The sequence below is a fragment of the Sphingomonas sp. genome (assembly GCF_025353885.1).
In the GTDB taxonomy this organism is placed as follows: domain Bacteria; phylum Pseudomonadota; class Alphaproteobacteria; order Sphingomonadales; family Sphingomonadaceae; genus Sphingomonas_O.
Genome location: NZ_JANXNX010000104.1, coordinates 1 through 16,735, shown reverse-complemented (window position 1 = coordinate 16,735; position 16,735 = coordinate 1). Strand labels below are relative to the sequence as shown.

Here is a 16,735-nt window from a genome sequence, read left to right as displayed (position 1 = left end):
CGCGAAGGCCGCTTGGGCAGGCCGGTCTTTTTGTCGATCCGCGACGTCATCCGGTGGACGCGGTATTCCTGGACAAGTCCGGGGGTGATGTCCGTCACAACGCGGTCGCCCATGAAGGGCAACAGGTGGACGTTGAGGGAGATCAACAGGCTTTTGATATATTCCTTGTTGCGCTCGCCCTCGGTGATGACCTTGAACTCTTTGACGAAATGCTCCGCCGCCGTGCGGAAAGTGACGCCTTCCTTCAATTCCCCGGCGCGGTATTTTCCCATCAAGCCAAGATACCAGTCGCGCGCAACATCCTTGGCGCGAGAGAGGCTGTCCTCTTTGGTTGAAGTGCGGCGCTGTTTTCCGGCAATCGAACAGGCACATTGCCAGTGCGGACTGTTGGGTGGCATGTAGAGCTGAACCTTGTTGTCCAGCAAAGAGTGCCTTGTGGTCGTGGGCCATCCGATGCCATTTTGTGCTAGCAGTGCGCTAGACCATCTGGCGAGAAATATGGCTCAAAACTGGCGTCTTTGTAAGGTTTTTGTGATTTTCAAAGATTTTTGAATTGCTTTTGAGCCCAGCACGTCTACCAGTTCGACCACGCCCGCCCTGTGTTGCTCAGTATAGCGGGTTTCGGTCTAGGGCAATCCCGTCAATTTCGCGGCGCCTGCCGACGATAGCTCAGCGCCTCAGCGATGTGGATGCGTCCTACTTTCTCGACATTAGCCAGGTCGGCGATCGTGCGTGCCACCCGCAGGATGCGCGTATATCCCCGCGCTGACAACCGCATCGCTTCGGCGGCCTGGGCAAGCAGTTTTCGCCCTGCTTCATCGGGCATGCAATGTGTCTCCAGCAAATCGCCGTCGACTTCGGCGTTAGTGCGGGGACCGTCGACGCCGTAGCGCGCGGTCTGCAACGCCCTCGCATCGGCCACGCGCTGCCGGACCTCGGCGCTTCCCTCGGCAGGCGGGGGCAGCACCAAGTCGGCGGCACTGACTGCTGCCACGTCGACGTGCAGGTCGATGCGATCGAGCATCGGTCCTGACACCTTGGCCTGGTAATCCGATGCGCATTTCGGGGCGCGCGAACATGCTAGGGCGGCGTCGCCCAAATGACCACAACGGCACGGATTCATCGCCGCGATCAACTGGACGCGCGCGGGGAAGGTCACATGAGCATTGGCGCGGGCAACGCTGACGCTACCGGTCTCGAGCGGTTGTCGCAGCGAATCGAGTGCCGCACGCTGGAACTCGGGCAGTTCGTCGAGGAACAGCACGCCAAGGTGCGCAAGGCTGACCTCACCCGGCTTGACGCGTAACCCGCCGCCGGTCAGCGCGGCCATCGACGCTGAATGATGCGGCGATCGAAACGGCCGCGTCCGCTTCAGACGACCCGCGGTCAATTCTCCGGATACACTCGCGACCATCGAAACTTCCAGCGCCTCGCCCGCCGTCAGATCGGGCAATATTCCCGGCAGGCACGACGCCATTAGCGACTTGCCCGCACCCGGCGGCCCGACCATCAGCAGATTGTGTCCTCCCGCCGCAGCAATTTCCAGGGCGCGCTTAGCGGTCTCCTGTCCCTTGACCTGGCGCAGATCGGGACCGTGGGCGCGGTCCTCGACCTCGCCGGCGACTGCGCCAGGCAAGAGCGCCGTTCCCTTGAAATGATTGAGCAGGCTCAGCAAATCGGGTGCGGGAATAACTTCGACATTGCCTGCCCAGGCGGCTTCTGCGCCTTGGGCCACCGGGCAGACCAGCCCCCTTCCCTGTTCGGACGCATGGATCGCGGCCAGCAATACGCCCGGCGACGGCGCGATCCGGCCATCCAAACCCAGCTCTCCGACGACCACATAGCCGGCTAGCGTCTCCGCATCGACGATGCCCATCGCCCCCAGCAGAGCCAGGGCGATAGGCAGGTCATAATGTGATCCCTCCTTCGGCAAATCCGCGGGCGACAGGTTCACCGTGATGCGCTTTGGCGGCAGAGCGAGTCCGATGGCGGCGATGGCGCCCCGCACCCGCTCCCGGCTTTCGGCAACGGCCTTGTCTCCCAGCCCAACCACCGTGAAGTTCGGAATTCCCGAGATCAACGAGCACTGAACCTCGACCGCGCGCGCCTCCAGCCCCAGATACGCCACTGTCGGCACCATAGCGACCATAGTAATTGCGCCCCCCGTTTCAAAGCGTCGCATACGCGGGTCGGCGCCGTCTTGCCAATGCAACACACGCAACCCAAATGGAGCCAATGAATTTCCTCGAACATTTGCGCAGCGTCGACCATCAGCCTGCGGTGCGAACAAGTATGTTTGTGGTCGGCTGTGTCCTGGTCGTGGCATCGCCCATCGTGGGTGCAATTCCCGGCCCCGGCGGGGTTTTCGTGTTCGCCGCGGGATTTGGCCTGATGCTGCGTTATTCAAAAAAGGCAAAGCGTCACTATGTCCGGTTCAAGCGGCGCTGGCCCACACACGGACGTTGGACCGACTGGGGCCTGCGCCGTGCCAGCGCCAGGCGGCGCGCCGAACGCAAGGCGCGGCTTGCCGACCTGGCTCCACATCATGACGCGACAAGCAATTGACTTTTGTTAGAACCCGCCATAGTGCCGCCCTAACGGTCGTCCCCATGGGGCGACCTTTTCTTTTCAAAGTTTCGTATCAGGGCATGAGCGATGAAGCGCACTTTTCAGCCGAGCAATCTTGTTCGCGCACGACGTCACGGTTTCCGCCATCGGATGGCGACAGTGGGCGGCCGTGCCGTGATCCGCGCCCGACGGGCACGCGGACGCATCAAGCTGTCCGCCTAACAACGGTTTCGGCGCGCAGGGATTTCCTTGCCGCCAACAACGCGATGCGGCGCGCAACCTTCGGGTTCGTACTGCTTGTCCGTGACCGCGTGGACGGCGATGACACCAAGCGAATCGGTATCACCGTCACCAAAAAAATTGGCAACGCCGTCGTGCGCAATCGCATGAAACGGCGTTTTCGCGCGCTCGCTCGTGAAGTCATCGCGGACGGGGGCTTTGTCGGCAGCGATCATATCCTGATCGGTCGCGCAGGCGGCGTCGAGCGCGACTATGCCATGTTGCGCGACGACCTGAAACGGGCGGTCGCCAAACTTGCCACGTGAAGCGCCTGCTGATCTTGGTGGCCAGGGGCTGGCAGCGCGGCCCATCGTTGCTGCTGCAGCCGACCTGTCGCTACGCACCAACCTGTTCTGCCTATGCCATCGAAGCGCTCGAGCGCCACGGCGCGCTGCGCGGCGGTTGGCTAGCGCTCAAACGCATCATGCGCTGTCATCCGTGGGGCGGCAGCGGCTTCGATCCTGTACCCAAAGACCCCGTTTCCTGAAGGACCTGCCACGTGGATAATCAGCGTAACCTGATACTGGCGATCGTGTTGTCGGCGCTTGTCCTGTTGGGCTGGAGCACGATTTCCAGCAAGTATTTCCCCGTGGCAAACCAACCTTCGATAAAGATCGTCGACGGAAAAAGCGTTGCGATTACGCCCGCGAATACGCCCGCACCGACGACGGCACCGGTTGTTCAGGATCGTGCGAAAGTCATTGCTGCCACCGCGCGGGTCAATATCCGGTCCCCGAAACTTGCGGGCACGATCAACCTGACCGGCGCACGGATCGACGATCTGGTGCTCAGCACCTACCAGGAAACGCTTGACAAGAACTCGCCGCCGATCCGTTTGCTCGCTCCCCAGGGCGGCGCGGACGCCTATTATGCCGGATTTGGCTGGACCGGCGAGGGATTGTCGGCACCCGGCCCCGCGACTGTCTGGCAGGCTGACAACACCGAACTAACCCCAACCAAACCGGTAACGCTGCGTTGGAACAACAGTACTGGCCAGCAATTCCTGCTGAAGTTCAGCGTCGACGCCAACTATATGTTCACCGTCGAACAGAACGTCGCCAACACCGGGACCGAGCCCGTTATTGCCCGTAGTTTTGCCTATATCGCCCGCGACGGGAAATCGAAGGATCCCGATGTCTGGACCGATCATGTCGGTCCGCTTGGCGTGTTCAACCGTGCCGCCAACTACCGCGTCAACTGGAAGACGCTCGACGAGGGCGGGCAGGCAGGAACGCGCTTTACCTCACCGGGCGGGTGGCTGGGTTTTGGCGACAAATACTGGCTGACCGCATTGGCTCCTGCTGGCACTGGCTCAATCGATGCCGGGTTCCGCGCGGCGGGAACTGTCTATCAGGCAGACTTCACCAACCCCGCCGCCACGGTTATTCCGGGCAAGGCGCAGAGTACGACCACCCACTTCTTTGCAGGAGCCAAGGAAGTCAGCACGCTTGACGGGTATGAAACTGCGTTGAGTATTCCGCTGTTCGGCAAGGCCATCGACTGGGGTTGGTTCGAGATCGTCGAAAAGCCGATTTTTCATTATCTCCACTGGTTGTGGGGCTTGGTCGGCAATTTCGGGCTGGCGATCATGTTGCTGACCCTGACCGTACGCGGGCTGATGTTCCCCGTTGCCCAGCGCCAGTTCGCATCAATGGCCGGAATGCGCGTCGTCCAGCCGAAGATGAAGGCGATCCAGGAACGCTACAAGGACGACAAGCCGCGCCAGCAGCAGGAGATCATGGCGCTTTACAAGGCGGAGAAGGTCAACCCACTCGCCGGTTGCCTGCCGATATTCCTGCAGATTCCGATCTTTTACGCGCTTTACAAGGTGCTGGTCCTGACGATCGAGATGCGTCACCAGCCCTTCGTCCTGTGGATCCACGATCTATCTGCGCCTGATCCGCTGACGCCGGTGAACCTGTTTGGCCTGCTGCCGTTCACGCCACCGCACGCCATCGCCATTGGCGTCTTGCCGATCCTGGTCGGCGTGACCCAGTATATGCAGTTCAAGCTAAACCCGACGCCAATGGATGCCGCACAGGCGCAGGTCTTCAAATTCATGCCGTGGATACTGGTTTTCGTAATGGCGCCCTTCGCCGCCGGGTTACAGCTTTACTGGATGACGTCGAACACGCTTACGATCCTGCAGCAGAAGTGGCTCTATTCCAGGCATCCCGGACTAAAGGCCTTACCGGCTGACACGAAGTGAGCGGGTTCGAAGATGACGATATCGAGGCGGCACGCAAGCTGTTCGCTGGGCCGGTTTCGTTCCTGAAATCAGCGCCCACGCTCGAGTTCATTCCTGACCCGACAGTTCCCGAAGTGGCGTTTGCCGGGCGGTCCAATGTCGGCAAGTCGTCCTTGCTGAACGCGCTGACAAATCGCAACGCCCTGGCGCGAACGTCGAACACGCCGGGCCGAACCCAGGAATTGAATTTTTTCGAGGTTGGCGAACCAATGAGGCTACGCTTGGTCGACATGCCGGGTTATGGCTTTGCCGAGGCTCCAAAGGACATGGTCAAGCGTTGGCGGTTCCTGATCAACGATTATCTACGCGGACGGCAGGTTCTGGCCCGCGCCTTCGTGCTTATCGACAGTCGACACGGGATCAAGCCGGTCGACAACGATATCATGGAGATGCTCGATGCAGCCGCTGTCAGCTACCGCGTGGTGATGACCAAGACCGACAAGATCAAGGCAACCGAGCTCGAAACTGTTTCGGCGCGCACGGCGGAGACAATCCGCAAGCGCGCGGCGGCGCATCCCGATCTCATCCTGACGTCTTCGGAAAAAGGGATGGGCATTCCCGAGTTGCGCGCCGCGGTTCTTGAAGCGATAGCGACCGCATGACCCTGAAGCTCTTTATCGGCAACAAGACCTATTCGTCGTGGTCGCTCCGTGGCTGGCTGGCGTGCAAACAGTCGGGACTGTTGTTCGAGGAGGCGGTCGTGCCGCTTTATGACGAGGCGTGGGACAAGCGCCGTGAGGGCGATGAATTTGCCCCGAGCCAGGGGAAGGTCCCGATCCTGTGGGACGGCGATATCGTCGTCTGGGACAGCTTGGCGATTGTTGAGTTCCTCAACGAAAAGACCGGCAATACGCTGTTCTGGCCGACCTACGAAGCCGCGCGTGCGATGGCGCGATCGATGGCTGCTGAAATGCATTCCAGCTTTCCGGCACTGCGCCGCGAACACGGTATGAATATTCGCCAGATCTACCCGCCTCACCCGCCCTCCGACGCAGTGGCGGCAGAGATTAACCGGATTATGGAATTGTGGGCGCAGGCCCGCGCGCGGTTCGGGTCCGGTGGCGACTTTCTGTTTGGTGAGTTCGGCGCCGCCGACATCATGTTCGCGCCAGTCGTGACGCGGTTCATCACTTATTCGCTACCGGTCGCCCGGTTCGCGCACGGCTATATCCAGGCCGTGATCGCGCATCCGTTCATGCAGGACTGGATTGCGGGCGCGCAGGCCGAGGACTGGGTTATCGAAAAATTCGAAGCGCCGGTCGAGGCCTAGTGCGGTGAACTGCTAGGCAAAACGCCGACCGCTCGCTACCGCATGCGCGATGACCGACGCCCTCACCCTCGCCAAAGCCCTGATCGCTGTTCCGAGCATCACCCCTGCCACGGGTCAAGTCTTTGCAGTGCTCGAACGGGCTTTGGTTGCGCAAGGGTTTACGCTCGATCGCCTCACCTGTGGGCAGGCACCCGACGGCCCCGTCGAGAACCTGCTGGCCACCCGCGGGTCCGACGTCGGCCCGCACTTCGCCTTTGCTGGACATCTCGACGTCGTGCCGCCCGGCGACGGATGGCAAACTTCACCCTTCGATCCACAGGTGCGCGGCGACCTGCTGCACGGGCGTGGGGCCGTCGACATGAAAGGCGCTATCGCTTCGTTCGTCGCAGCGGCATCGCGTGTCGTCGGCCACAAGGGCCGGCTGACGCTGGTCATCACCGGCGACGAGGAAGGCCCCGCGACCTATGGCACCGTTGCCCTGATCGAACGGATGCGTGCGCAAAATCTGGTTCCGGACCTATGCCTCGTCGGCGAGCCCACTTCGGCAGAGCGGTTGGGCGACACGATCAAGATCGGGCGGCGCGGATCGGTCAATATCTGGATCGAAGTCGCCGGGACGCAGGGCCACGTCGCCTATCCGCACCTCGCCGACAACCCGATCCCCGTGCTGGTCCGCATCCTGTCGGCAATCGATGCGATCGTGCTGGACGACGGCACCGACTGGTTCCAGCCCTCCAACATCGAAGTCACGACAATCGACGTTGGCAATCCCGCTACCAACGTCATCTCCGCCAAGGCCAGCGCGCGGTTGAGCATCAGGTTCAACGACCAGCAGAATGGCGAGGCTCTGGTCGCGCGTGTTCGGGCGATTGCGGAAACCGAAACAGCGCGCGCCACGGTCACGGCGCGCATTTCCGGAGAAGCATTTCTAACACCGCCCGGGCCCTTGAGCACGCTGGTTTCGGATGCGGTGCAGCAGGTGACAGGCGTGGTTCCGAAGTTATCGACGACCGGCGGCACTTCGGACGCGCGCTATCTGGTGGCGTTATGCCCGGTCGTGGAGTTCGGGCTGTGCAATGCCACAATGCATAAGCTGGACGAGGCCGTGTCGCTGACCGACCTGACAGCGCTCGCCGACATTTACGAAAACATTTTGGAGCGCGTGTTCGCTTAGCCGAACAGCATCTCGCGCTCGGTCGTGCTCCATTTCAGGAACTCCGCTTCCGACATCGGGTGGGCGATGACGAACCCCTGGGCGGCATCGCAGCCCATGACGCGGAGCACATCCATTTGGTCGACGTTCTCGACACCCTCCGCGACTACTTCATACCCGAGGCCGTGCGCCAGACTGATAATCGACTGGACGATCGTCCGTGCGTCGCTGTGCGTAGCGATGTCGGCGATCAGGCTGCCATCGATCTTGATGCGGTCGATCGGCAGATGCCGCAGTCGCTGAAGACTCGAATAGCCCGCGCCGAAATCATCAAGCGCAACCCGCGCCCCGGCGTTACGCAACGCCGCGATCTCGGCCAGCACCGCCTCGCCGCAGGACATGGCGAGCGCTTCGGAAATTTCGAATTCGATCATCGTCATCGAAATCTTGTGATATTCCATCGCCGTGCGCAGTCGCGGGAAAAAGTCGGCCCGGTTGATCTGGCGTGGGCTGAGATTGACGGCGAGTCGATAAGGCACCCCGGCCTTTGCCCACTCCGCCGCCATGCGGCCAACGGCGTCGATCGACCAGTTGCCGACCTCGAAGATGATCCCGCTTTCCTCTGCCGCCGCGATGAATGTCTCTGGCGTACGCAGGCCGTCGACCGGATGGATCCAGCGCAACAGTGCTTCGGCAGCGACGATCGATCCGTCGGTAAGCGATATCTGCGGCTGCAGCGCAACCGTCAGTTCGTCACGCGCAACCGCCATCCGCAGGTCGTTTTCCAGTCGCGTCCGGTCTGCCAGCCGCTCTGCCAGTGCGTCGCTATAGAACTGAAACTGCGCACGACCACTTGCCTTGGCATGATACATTGCGACATCGGCGGCGCGCATCAACACGGCGAGCGACTGGCCCGCTGCGGGTCGCATGGCGACGCCGATCGACGCTCCCACGTCGAGCGAATGACCCGCCAGGTCGAACGGCTCGGTCATCACGGCGAGCAACCCGCGCGCGATTCGCGTTGCTCCTGCAATACCACTGACCTGTGGAAACAGGATCGTGAACTCGTCTCCTGCCAGCCGCCCGACCAGCGGTAGCCCGGCTGCCACCGAACGCGATCCTGCGGCATCGGCCACCACCCGCAGGCGGTTGGCAACCATCGCCAGCAGTTGGTCGCCCTGCGCATGGCCATAAGTATCATTGACCGCCTTGAAATTATCGAGGTCGAGGAAAAACAGGGCGCACTCGGCCTCCGTTGGCAGCGTGCGCAACACCCGGTCCGCTTCGCGGCGAAAATTCGTCCGATTGGCGAGCGATGTGACGGGATCGAACATCGCAAGCGCGTGGACGCTGTCCAGATTGGCGCGAACCTGCCGGAACAGGCTGTCCATGGCCATCGCCAGTTCGGGCATTCCCCGTGCGACTTCAGCCGGGGTCTGACTGGTCAGGTCGCCCTGCGCCGCAGCGACAATTCGCTCACTGGCAGCATCAACGGATTCGGCCACTCCGGCAATCGATCGCTCGGCCGATGCCCAGCTCATCACGCCGCAGACAATGGCCACGACCAGCGCGCGTGTGAGGGCCCAGCTGTCGTAACCGTTGTCGGCGGTCGCGAGCAATGCAAGGATAAACGAGGTTGCCCCGATGCACGCGGCAAAGGCGATCGCGCGCGACTTTAGCGTTACCCCTTCCATCTGTGGCCGTGTCCCTGCGCCCGGTCAGGCAATCGCCCAACAGAAAATCCCGGTTCTGCATGACATTGCAGGGTTAATATCCTCTTGCACCGTCCCCGTTTTTCGCACGCCTTAGGATAATATATAAGGCTCCGGCGCCACCATGCCGAGGATGTGCCGGGCGGATCGCAGCGATCCGGCTCGCGTGACGCGACGCCGCCAGCCAGTCGAGGATCGACGCACGGATAATGCCGCGCAAGGGCAGGTCGATGCGGCTCGCATCGGACTTCGGTGCCTTGCCTGTCACTACCAGCAGGACACGAACGTCATCGGAAATCGCGAGTTCGAGTTCGAGCAACAGCCGCCGATGCGCCTGATCGACGCCACATCCGTGCAGGTCGACGGTTCGTTCCGGCGCGGCCCCGCCGGTCGCGATCCGCCGGTCCCAACTGCCGTCGAGGGTCACTCCAAGTTGGACCGGAGGAGCTTTTGGCTGTCTTGCCAGTGCGGCGACCGGCGGCTTCGCTTTGGTCGCAGGGACCGCTTCGATCAGGGTTTCGGGCAGGGGTTCGGTCGGCTTTTTGCTCCGCGCACGGCGCACCGACGCGGCCACGCGCGACCACAGCGCGCGCTCGTCGGCGCTAAGGCGTCGTCCCGCCACCGAGGGCACTCCCCTGCCCAATCCTGTTCGCCGTCAGTCGCGCCAGCACACCCCTTGGCACCATGACGAATGCGGTCCCCCTTGCCGACATTCCACCAGCGACCAAACGCGCGCTGTCGCCCGCGCCCCAGAAAGTATCGAACCGATTGGCACCCTTGATCGCACCCCCGGTGTCCTGCGCAACCCAAAGGCCGGTCGCATCGGCCCGGTCCATTGAGAGGAATACCGGCGCCCCCAAGGGCACAAAGGCGGGGTCGGCAGCGACGCTGCCCTGCGCTGTTACTGCCACGCCCAAAGCACCGACCGGCCCGTCACCCGTCAATTCGCGAAAGAACACCCAGCTCTTGTTCTCGCGCCTGATTGCAGTCCCATCGGCAGGATGCGCCCGCAGATAAGCCATGATGCCCTGCATCGACAACTGCCCGGGAACGACCAGCCCGCGGTCGCGCATCAACGCCCCGATGCCGGTGTAGTCACGGCCATTCTGCCCGGCGTAACCAATCCGCATTACGCTGCCGTCAGGCAGTTTCAGCCGACCCGACCCTTGCACCTGGAGAAAGAAGAACTCGATCGGATCGGCAGCCCAGGCCAGCTCCAACCCCTTGCCAGCCAGCGCCCCGTCCTCAATTTCGGCGCGTGTGTAATAGGGGACGAGCGAAGTTCCCGCGAGGCGACCGGTGATCCTCCGGTTTGCCAGCCGGTCCGAAAACTGGCCCAGGTCAACGTCGATTTCATCGGGGGGGCGACTATATACCGGGACATCATACCCAGGTGCCCGGACCCGCGACCCGGCGATCTCGGGCTCGTAGTAACCGGTCGCAAACGATGCGCCGGTGCCCACCTGGACGGTCTCGAACTGCGCGACAAAAAAGCCGACTGCGTCCGCGCTGTTCCAGGAGTTCGCCATAGCACACACGCCCGTCCAATCACTATTCGCGGTCAGGCCCGACGCATCGCTTCGCCGCAACAAAGCCGGACAACTGAGGCGAAAGGCCGTCAACGCGCGCTTGCCAGCCACTTGATCGATTTTCAGCGAAGCAATTGATGGCCCGGCAACGATCCCACTGGAATATGCGGTCGGCTCCGCCCCAGCAACGCCCGTCACGCCGGGCGTAACACTCGGTTTCAATGGCGTTGCTGGGCTAACCGTATAACTTGCCGATGCACCAGAGACGGCGCCATGAGATCGTCCGACGCTGGATTTCGACCCCGCCGAATTCGGAACAGCGGTTCCGGCGCATCCGACCAGCATCAGCGCCGCGAGACCGATCGCAACGCCTAGTGTCCGCGTCATGCCGACTCGTCGGTGTCGGTCAAAATCCAGTTGGGATCGAGGGCACGAACCGTGCGCGTAAAGGTCCATGCGTCATGGGTTGGCACGGCATCGCTCAGCGAGCCAGCCACAACATGATTATCGGCATCCCGCGTCACGGCGGCAATATCGGCATCGAAACGGACCGTGACCTGTGCGACTTTACCGTCAAGCGAAGCAGCGGAAATTATTGCCTTCTCGATCTGGACCAGGCGGTTGTCCAGAACATGGCCCGCGGCCTTGCGCTCCGCAATCGAGGCTGCGAACGACTGACGCACATCCTCGTCGGTCAATTCAGCCAGTTCAGCCTCATCGCCGCGCCAATAAGCCTCCAGGATCATGCGATAAGCCGCTTTCGATCCTTCGATGAAGCGCGCCACGTCGAAATTATTGTCGGCGGCAATTATGGCTCGAATACCTGCTGCGGCGGACGGTTCGAAAACATTGCTATTCTCGATCACGACCTGCGGGCGGGCTTCCTCACCGGCCACAATCGGGACGGAATTCGCATGATCCGCCGGCGCGACAAAGGTCTGCTCATGCCCGGTGCGTTTGCCCAGGACCGAATAAAGTCGGAGCGCCAGAAATCCAGCCACCATTGCAAGGAGTATAATACCGACCACAAAACCTCCGAATACGAAAGTTCGATATAGGCGCGATCGTCCGCGACTTCAAATGCCCGCTGAAACTTGCATTGCCCTGCCACCCCGTCGCCTGCTAGGCGCGCCCGTTATTGATCATCACGAACCGCAGGACCAACACGACATGGCCGACGAACAGGGCGCACCGCTGGACAACGAACCCTATGCCAATGGCGAAGATACGACACCACAGGCAGGGGTGCTTTCGCAATATGTGAAGGACCTGTCATTCGAAAATCCGAACGCGCCCGGCGTTTACCAGTGGCAGGGCCAGCCGCAGATCGACGTGCAGTTCAACATCGGATCGACCCAAATAGGCGACGATGCGTTTGAGGTCGTGCTGAAGATCGACGTGAAGGCGACCGCCGCCGACAAGACCGCTTTTCAGGTCGAGCTCGCCTACGCCGGCCTGTTCGCGCTTCGCAACATTCCCGAGGACCAGCTTCAGCCATTTCTCCTTGCCGAAGCCCCGCGGATCCTGTTTCCGTTCGCCCGCCGCGTGCTCGCCGATGCCGTCCGTGATGGCGGGTTTCCGCCCCTGATGCTCGAGCCAATCGATTTTGGGCAGCTTTATGTCTCACAAGCCGAACAGAGCGATGCGCTGGCCTTTGCAACTCCTGCTGGCGAAGCCTGATCGCCGGGGGGCTTGTGATGATCTGCAAGCCCCGAACAGTTTGAAGCCGTTGTGAACCTGGTTCGTGCCACCGCGTCGATCGGCGGACTGACATTGGTCAGCCGCGTTCTTGGCATGGTCCGCGACATGCTGATGGCGCGATTTGTCGGCGCGGGTTTTGCATCTGACGCCTTTCTGATCGCGTGGCGTTTGCCGAACCTGTTCCGCGCGTTGTTTGCAGAAGGCGCTTTCGCGGCGGTCTTCGTGCCGATGTTTAACCGTCGCATTGCGGAATCCGATGCCGAAAATCCGGGGTCGGGCCTCATTGCCGCCACCGAATTTGCCGGACAGGTGCTGTCGGTGCTGTTTCCGTTTCTCGTGATCTTCACCGGCATCATGATCGCGGCAACCGGACCGATCGTCTGGGCGATGACCGGCGGATTTCCGGATGGCGGCGTCGAGAAGTTCGCGCTGGCCAAGCATCTGACGCAGATAACCTTTCCCTATCTGGCGCTGATCTCACTGGTTTCCCTGCTGGGCGGTATCCTGAATTCGCTTGGCCGGTTCTGGGTAAACGCCGCCGCCCCGATCCTGTTGAATGTCGCGATGATCGCCGCGATCGTGTTGTTTCGTGGTTCGACCCAGGTCCAGACTGCCGAAACCCAAGCGATTGCGGTAACGGTCGCTGGCGCGTTGCAGCTTGCCTGGTTGATCTGGTCATGTCGGCAGGCAGGGGTCGTCCTGAATCTGCGGCGGCCGCGGCTTTCACCCGACGTCAAGCGGATGCTGGTCCTGATCGGGCCTGCCGCCATCGGCCAGGGGGCAATCCAATTCAATCTGCTGATCTCGACTTCGCTGGCGGCGCGCTTTCTGGAACAGGGCGCGGTCAGTTATTTGTATTACGCTGACCGGCTGAACCAGTTGCCGCTGGGGCTGATCGGCATCGGCGTGGGGACGGCAATCCTGCCCAGTCTGTCGCGCCACATCGCCGGCGGCAACGCCGTTGCCGCCGGTCACACCCAGAACCGCGCTATGGAACTCAGCCTGCTCCTCGCACTGCCCGCTGCGGTTGCGCTGGTCGTGTCCGCGACGCCGCTGATCCGGGGCGTGTTCCAGCACGGCGCATTCACTGCAATCGACACGATTGGCGCGGCGGGCGCGCTTGCGGCATTCTCGGTGGGCGTGCCGGCCTATGTACTGATCAAAGTGCTGACTCCCGGATTTTATGCGCGTCAGGATACCAGGACCCCGGTGCGGATCGCGCTGTTATCGATGCTTGTCAATCTGGTGGGCAATCTGCTGTCGGTGCTGGTGCTCGACGCGGGCTTCGTCGGCATCGCGCTGTCGACGGCGGCGGCGGCGTGGGTGAACGTCATCCTGCTCTACTGGACGCTGCATCGGCGGGACCATTTGCGCTTCGATGCACGCTTCAAGGCAAAGGCGGTGCGGATCGTGGTGGCAAGCATTGCCATGGGGGTCGCGCTCGCCCTGCTCAATCCGCTGCTCGACCCCTATATGGCGCGCACGACGCTGGAGCGGGTGGTCGCGCTGGTCACGCTGTGCGGCGTCGGAGCGGCGATCTATGGCGCGGTGGCGATGGCTTCGGGGGCGATCAGCCTTGGCGAACTACGAACGCAATTCGGTCGAAAGGGATTATGATGAGGGTCGTTTCGGGCATCCAGCCGACGGGCAGCCTGCACCTCGGCAACTATCTCGGTGCGATCCGGAACTGGGTGCGGATGCAGGATAGTGTCGAGGGGGAATGCCTGTTCTTCCTCGCCGATCTCCACGCGATCACGGTTCACAACGAGCCCGCCACGCTGATCGCCAACACGCGCGAGATGGCCGCCGCGGTGATTGCCAGCGGCATCGATCCCGAACGCTCGATCCTGTTCAATCAGGCGCGCGTGCCCGCCCATAGCGAACTGGCCTGGCTGTTGTTCTGCACCGCGCGGATCGGCTGGCTGAACCGGATGACACAGTTCAAGGAAAAGTCGGGCAAGGACCGCGAGGGCGCCAGCATCGGCCTGTTCGCATACCCCGTCCTGCAAGCCGCCGACGTCCTGCTGTACAACGCGACGCACGTGCCGGTGGGTGACGACCAGAAACAGCATCTGGAGCTGGCCCGCGACATTGCGACTAAATTCAATGGCGACTTCGGTGTTGACCTGTTCACCCTGCCCGAAGCCTATATCCCCCCCGCCGCCGCGCGGATCATGTCGCTGCGGGACGGCACCGCGAAAATGTCGAAATCCGATCCCTCGGACATGAGCCGCATCAACCTGACCGACGACAATGACCTGATCGCGCAAAAGGTTCGCAAGGCCAAGACCGACCCCGAGCCCCTGCCCTCCGACCCCGCCGGGTTGGCGGACCGTCCCGAGGCGCGGAACCTGGTAACGATCCTCGCCGCGCTCTCCGATTCGACCAGCGAAGCCGTGCTGGCAGAACATGGTGGGTCGCAGTTCGGACCGTTCAAGGCGCGGTTGGTAGAGCATCTCGTTTACACCCTTTCGCCGATCCGCGAGCGCCTGTTGGATTTGCGCGACGATGCCCGGATCGACGCGATGCTGGAAAGCGGAGCCGAGCGGGCGCGGGTGCTGGCAGCACCAGTGCTGGCGGCGGCCTATGATGCCACGGGACTGCAGCGGTCGAAGCGAGGCTAAGCCGCGGCGGATCGATTTTGTTCAACATTCGTTCACCCAATAAGGCGCATTTTGCCACACATTCAATCAGATAGAGGTCGTGCCGATGATCCGTTTCCTTAAATACGCGGCGCCCATCGCGCTTTTGACGGTGGCCGGTTGCGCCGAGCCGTTCCAGGCAAGAGTGTTGCGTTATCAGCAACTTCCAGTGCCTCAGGGCCAGAGTTTCGCGGTCGTGGCGGACGATCCCCGACTGAACAACAGCCTGGAATTCGCGACCTATGCCAACATGGTCGCCGATCGGCTGCAGCAGGTCGGCTATGCCCGGGCGGGCACGTCGGGCACCGCGAACCTGATCGTGTCGATCAACTATGGCGTCGACCGCGGGCGTGAAAAACTGCGCTCATCGATCAGCCCGGGCTTCGGCGGCTACGGCTATGGCGGTGGCTTCGGCTACAGCCGCTTCGGCGGATATGGTGGTTTTGGTCGTCCCTATTACGGCTATGGCTATGGTCGCCGAGCGTTCGTCGGCGGCTTTTACGACCCGTTCCTGTTCGACGATTATAACACCGTCGAGAGCTACACCGTCTATAATTCGCAACTCGAAATGCGGATCGAGCGTCGGGGCAGCCGGGAGCGCGTGTTTGAGGGTAAGGCGCAGGCCATGTCCACCGATGACGACCTGACGACGCTGGTGCCCAATTTGATCGATGCCATGTTCACCGGATTCCCCGGCAATTCGGGCGAGACCGTCAAGATCACCGTGGCGCCCCCGGGCAAGACGCGACGCTAACCCTTACGATACCGCGACCGGAACCCGTCGGCATAGGCCGTCAGCGACCGGTCGCGGATCGCATCGCGCAGCCCTTGCATAAGCCGTTGATAAAACCACAGATTATGCCCGGTCATCAGCATCGCGCCCAGCATTTCACCCGATTTCACTAAATGATGCAGATACGCCCGGCTCCACCCGGCGCACGTCGGGCAGGCGCAGTCGGCGGACAGCGGCCCCTGATCCTCGGCATGGACCGCGTTACGGATGTTGACCGGACCATCCCAAGTAAAGGCCTGCCCGTTGCGCCCGCTGCGCGTCGGCAGGACGCAGTCGAACATGTCGACGCCGCGTTCGACCGCACCGACAAGATCGTCGGGTTTGCCCACACCCATCAAGTAGCGCGGGGCATCGGCGGGAAGCAACGCGGCGGCGTAATCGAGCACGCCGAACATCGCCTGCTGCCCCTCCCCGACTGCCAGACCGCCGATTGCATAGCCATCGAAGCCCGTTTTCATCAGCAATTCGGTCGATTCCGCCCTTAAATCGGCGAACATCGACCCCTGCTGGATGCCGAAAAGCGCCGAATTACCCGCATGATCGCGCCCAAGTTGATAGCCCGCCTGCGATCGCTCTGCCCAGCGCATCGAACGGTGCATTGATTTCGCCGCGACCTCGTGCGTGGCCGGGAACGGCGTACATTCGTCGAAAGCCATGACGATGTCGGAGCCGAGCAGCCGCTGAATCTCCATCGAGCGTTCGGGGGTCAGCATGTGCCGCGACCCGTCGAGATGCGATTTGAAGGCGACGCCCTCCTCGGTAATCTTGGTCAAGTCACCCAGCGACATCACCTGATAGCCACCGCTGTCGGTCAGGATCGGCCGGTCCCAGCCCATGAAG

General features: G+C 62.1%; 17 protein-coding genes and 2 pseudogenes. 12 read left to right on the top strand and 7 right to left on the bottom strand.

Annotation, left to right across the window (positions count from 1 at the left end):
- Positions 1-425, bottom strand: a pseudogene (locus Q0R02_RS11525) (site-specific integrase); the annotation flags it as partial.
- 215 nt (positions 426-640) lie between these two features.
- Positions 641-2,149, bottom strand: coding sequence for a YifB family Mg chelatase-like AAA ATPase (locus tag Q0R02_RS11520; protein WP_293883663.1), 1,509 nt, complete (start codon positions 2,147-2,149; stop codon positions 641-643).
- A 77-nt stretch (positions 2,150-2,226) separates the two neighbouring features.
- Between Q0R02_RS11520 and Q0R02_RS11515 the strand changes: the two genes are divergently transcribed.
- From Q0R02_RS11515 to dapE, 8 genes and pseudogenes are all read left to right on the top strand, one after another.
- A complete protein-coding gene (locus Q0R02_RS11515; protein ID WP_293883660.1) occupies positions 2,227-2,565 on the top strand; it encodes a hypothetical protein in 339 nt (112 codons plus the stop codon).
- Positions 2,566-2,655: 90 nt separating this feature from the next.
- A complete protein-coding gene (rpmH, locus tag Q0R02_RS11510; RefSeq protein WP_293883662.1) occupies positions 2,656-2,790 on the top strand; it encodes a 50S ribosomal protein L34 in 135 nt (44 codons plus the stop codon).
- Between the two features lie 20 nt (positions 2,791-2,810).
- A pseudogene (gene rnpA / locus Q0R02_RS11505) lies at positions 2,811-3,113 on the top strand (ribonuclease P protein component); the annotation flags it as partial.
- Entirely contained in the window at positions 3,110-3,334 is a 225-nt protein-coding gene (gene yidD / locus Q0R02_RS11500) for a membrane protein insertion efficiency factor YidD (RefSeq protein ID WP_293883659.1), read from the top strand. The pseudogene rnpA and the gene yidD, both read left to right, overlap by 4 nt.
- A gap of 12 nt (positions 3,335-3,346) precedes the next feature.
- On the top strand, positions 3,347-5,056 hold the full coding sequence (yidC, locus tag Q0R02_RS11495; RefSeq protein WP_293883658.1) for a membrane protein insertase YidC: 1,710 nt from the start codon (positions 3,347-3,349) through the stop codon (positions 5,054-5,056).
- Complete coding sequence (gene yihA / locus Q0R02_RS11490; RefSeq protein ID WP_293883656.1) at positions 5,053-5,697, top strand: ribosome biogenesis GTP-binding protein YihA/YsxC; 645 nt, start codon at positions 5,053-5,055, stop codon at positions 5,695-5,697. Before yidC ends, yihA begins: the two co-directional genes overlap by 4 nt.
- Entirely contained in the window at positions 5,694-6,365 is a 672-nt protein-coding gene (locus tag Q0R02_RS11485) for a glutathione S-transferase family protein (RefSeq protein ID WP_293883654.1), read from the top strand. The genes yihA and Q0R02_RS11485 overlap by 4 nt, the downstream gene beginning before the upstream one ends.
- Before the next feature lie 49 nt (positions 6,366-6,414).
- Positions 6,415-7,539 carry a succinyl-diaminopimelate desuccinylase gene (gene dapE, locus Q0R02_RS11480; RefSeq protein WP_293883652.1) on the top strand — a complete coding sequence of 375 codons (1,125 nt, stop codon included), beginning with the start codon at positions 6,415-6,417 and terminating at the stop codon, positions 7,537-7,539.
- On the opposite strand, the gene Q0R02_RS11475 is transcribed toward dapE, so the two are convergent.
- The 4 genes from Q0R02_RS11475 to Q0R02_RS11460 all read right to left on the bottom strand — a co-directional run bounded on the left by Q0R02_RS11475 (position 7,536) and on the right by Q0R02_RS11460 (position 11,787).
- A complete protein-coding gene (locus Q0R02_RS11475) occupies positions 7,536-9,212 on the bottom strand; it encodes a bifunctional diguanylate cyclase/phosphodiesterase (RefSeq protein ID WP_293883650.1) in 1,677 nt (558 codons plus the stop codon). The two genes, dapE and Q0R02_RS11475, sit on opposite strands and share 4 nt — an antisense overlap.
- A gap of 73 nt (positions 9,213-9,285) precedes the next feature.
- Positions 9,286-9,852 (bottom strand): Smr/MutS family protein, encoded by a 567-nt coding sequence (locus Q0R02_RS11470; RefSeq protein WP_293883648.1) that lies wholly within the window; start codon positions 9,850-9,852, stop codon positions 9,286-9,288.
- Positions 9,833-11,146, bottom strand: coding sequence for an MltA domain-containing protein (locus Q0R02_RS11465; protein WP_293883646.1), 1,314 nt, complete (start codon positions 11,144-11,146; stop codon positions 9,833-9,835). The genes Q0R02_RS11470 and Q0R02_RS11465 overlap by 20 nt, the downstream gene beginning before the upstream one ends.
- On the bottom strand, positions 11,143-11,787 hold the full coding sequence (locus tag Q0R02_RS11460; RefSeq protein ID WP_293883644.1) for a Tim44/TimA family putative adaptor protein: 645 nt from the start codon (positions 11,785-11,787) through the stop codon (positions 11,143-11,145). The genes Q0R02_RS11465 and Q0R02_RS11460 overlap by 4 nt, the downstream gene beginning before the upstream one ends.
- 142 nt (positions 11,788-11,929) lie before the next feature.
- On the opposite strand from Q0R02_RS11460, the gene secB reads away from it, so the two are divergent.
- From secB to Q0R02_RS11440, 4 genes are all read left to right on the top strand, one after another.
- On the top strand, positions 11,930-12,439 hold the full coding sequence (gene secB / locus Q0R02_RS11455) for a protein-export chaperone SecB (protein WP_293883642.1): 510 nt from the start codon (positions 11,930-11,932) through the stop codon (positions 12,437-12,439).
- A 51-nt stretch (positions 12,440-12,490) separates the two neighbouring features.
- Positions 12,491-14,077: a murein biosynthesis integral membrane protein MurJ gene (murJ, locus tag Q0R02_RS11450; RefSeq protein WP_293883640.1), complete on the top strand. Its 1,587-nt coding sequence runs from the start codon at positions 12,491-12,493 to the stop codon at positions 14,075-14,077.
- Positions 14,077-15,084 carry a tryptophan--tRNA ligase gene (gene trpS, locus Q0R02_RS11445; RefSeq protein ID WP_293883661.1) on the top strand — a complete coding sequence of 336 codons (1,008 nt, stop codon included), beginning with the start codon at positions 14,077-14,079 and terminating at the stop codon, positions 15,082-15,084. The genes murJ and trpS overlap by 1 nt, the downstream gene beginning before the upstream one ends.
- 85 nt (positions 15,085-15,169) lie before the next feature.
- Positions 15,170-15,856: a DUF4136 domain-containing protein gene (locus tag Q0R02_RS11440; protein ID WP_293883638.1), complete on the top strand. Its 687-nt coding sequence runs from the start codon at positions 15,170-15,172 to the stop codon at positions 15,854-15,856.
- On the opposite strand, the gene tgt is transcribed toward Q0R02_RS11440, so the two are convergent.
- A partial coding sequence (gene tgt / locus Q0R02_RS11435; protein WP_293883636.1) for a tRNA guanosine(34) transglycosylase Tgt occupies positions 15,853-16,735 on the bottom strand: 883 nt, incomplete at its 5' end. The two genes, Q0R02_RS11440 and tgt, sit on opposite strands and share 4 nt — an antisense overlap.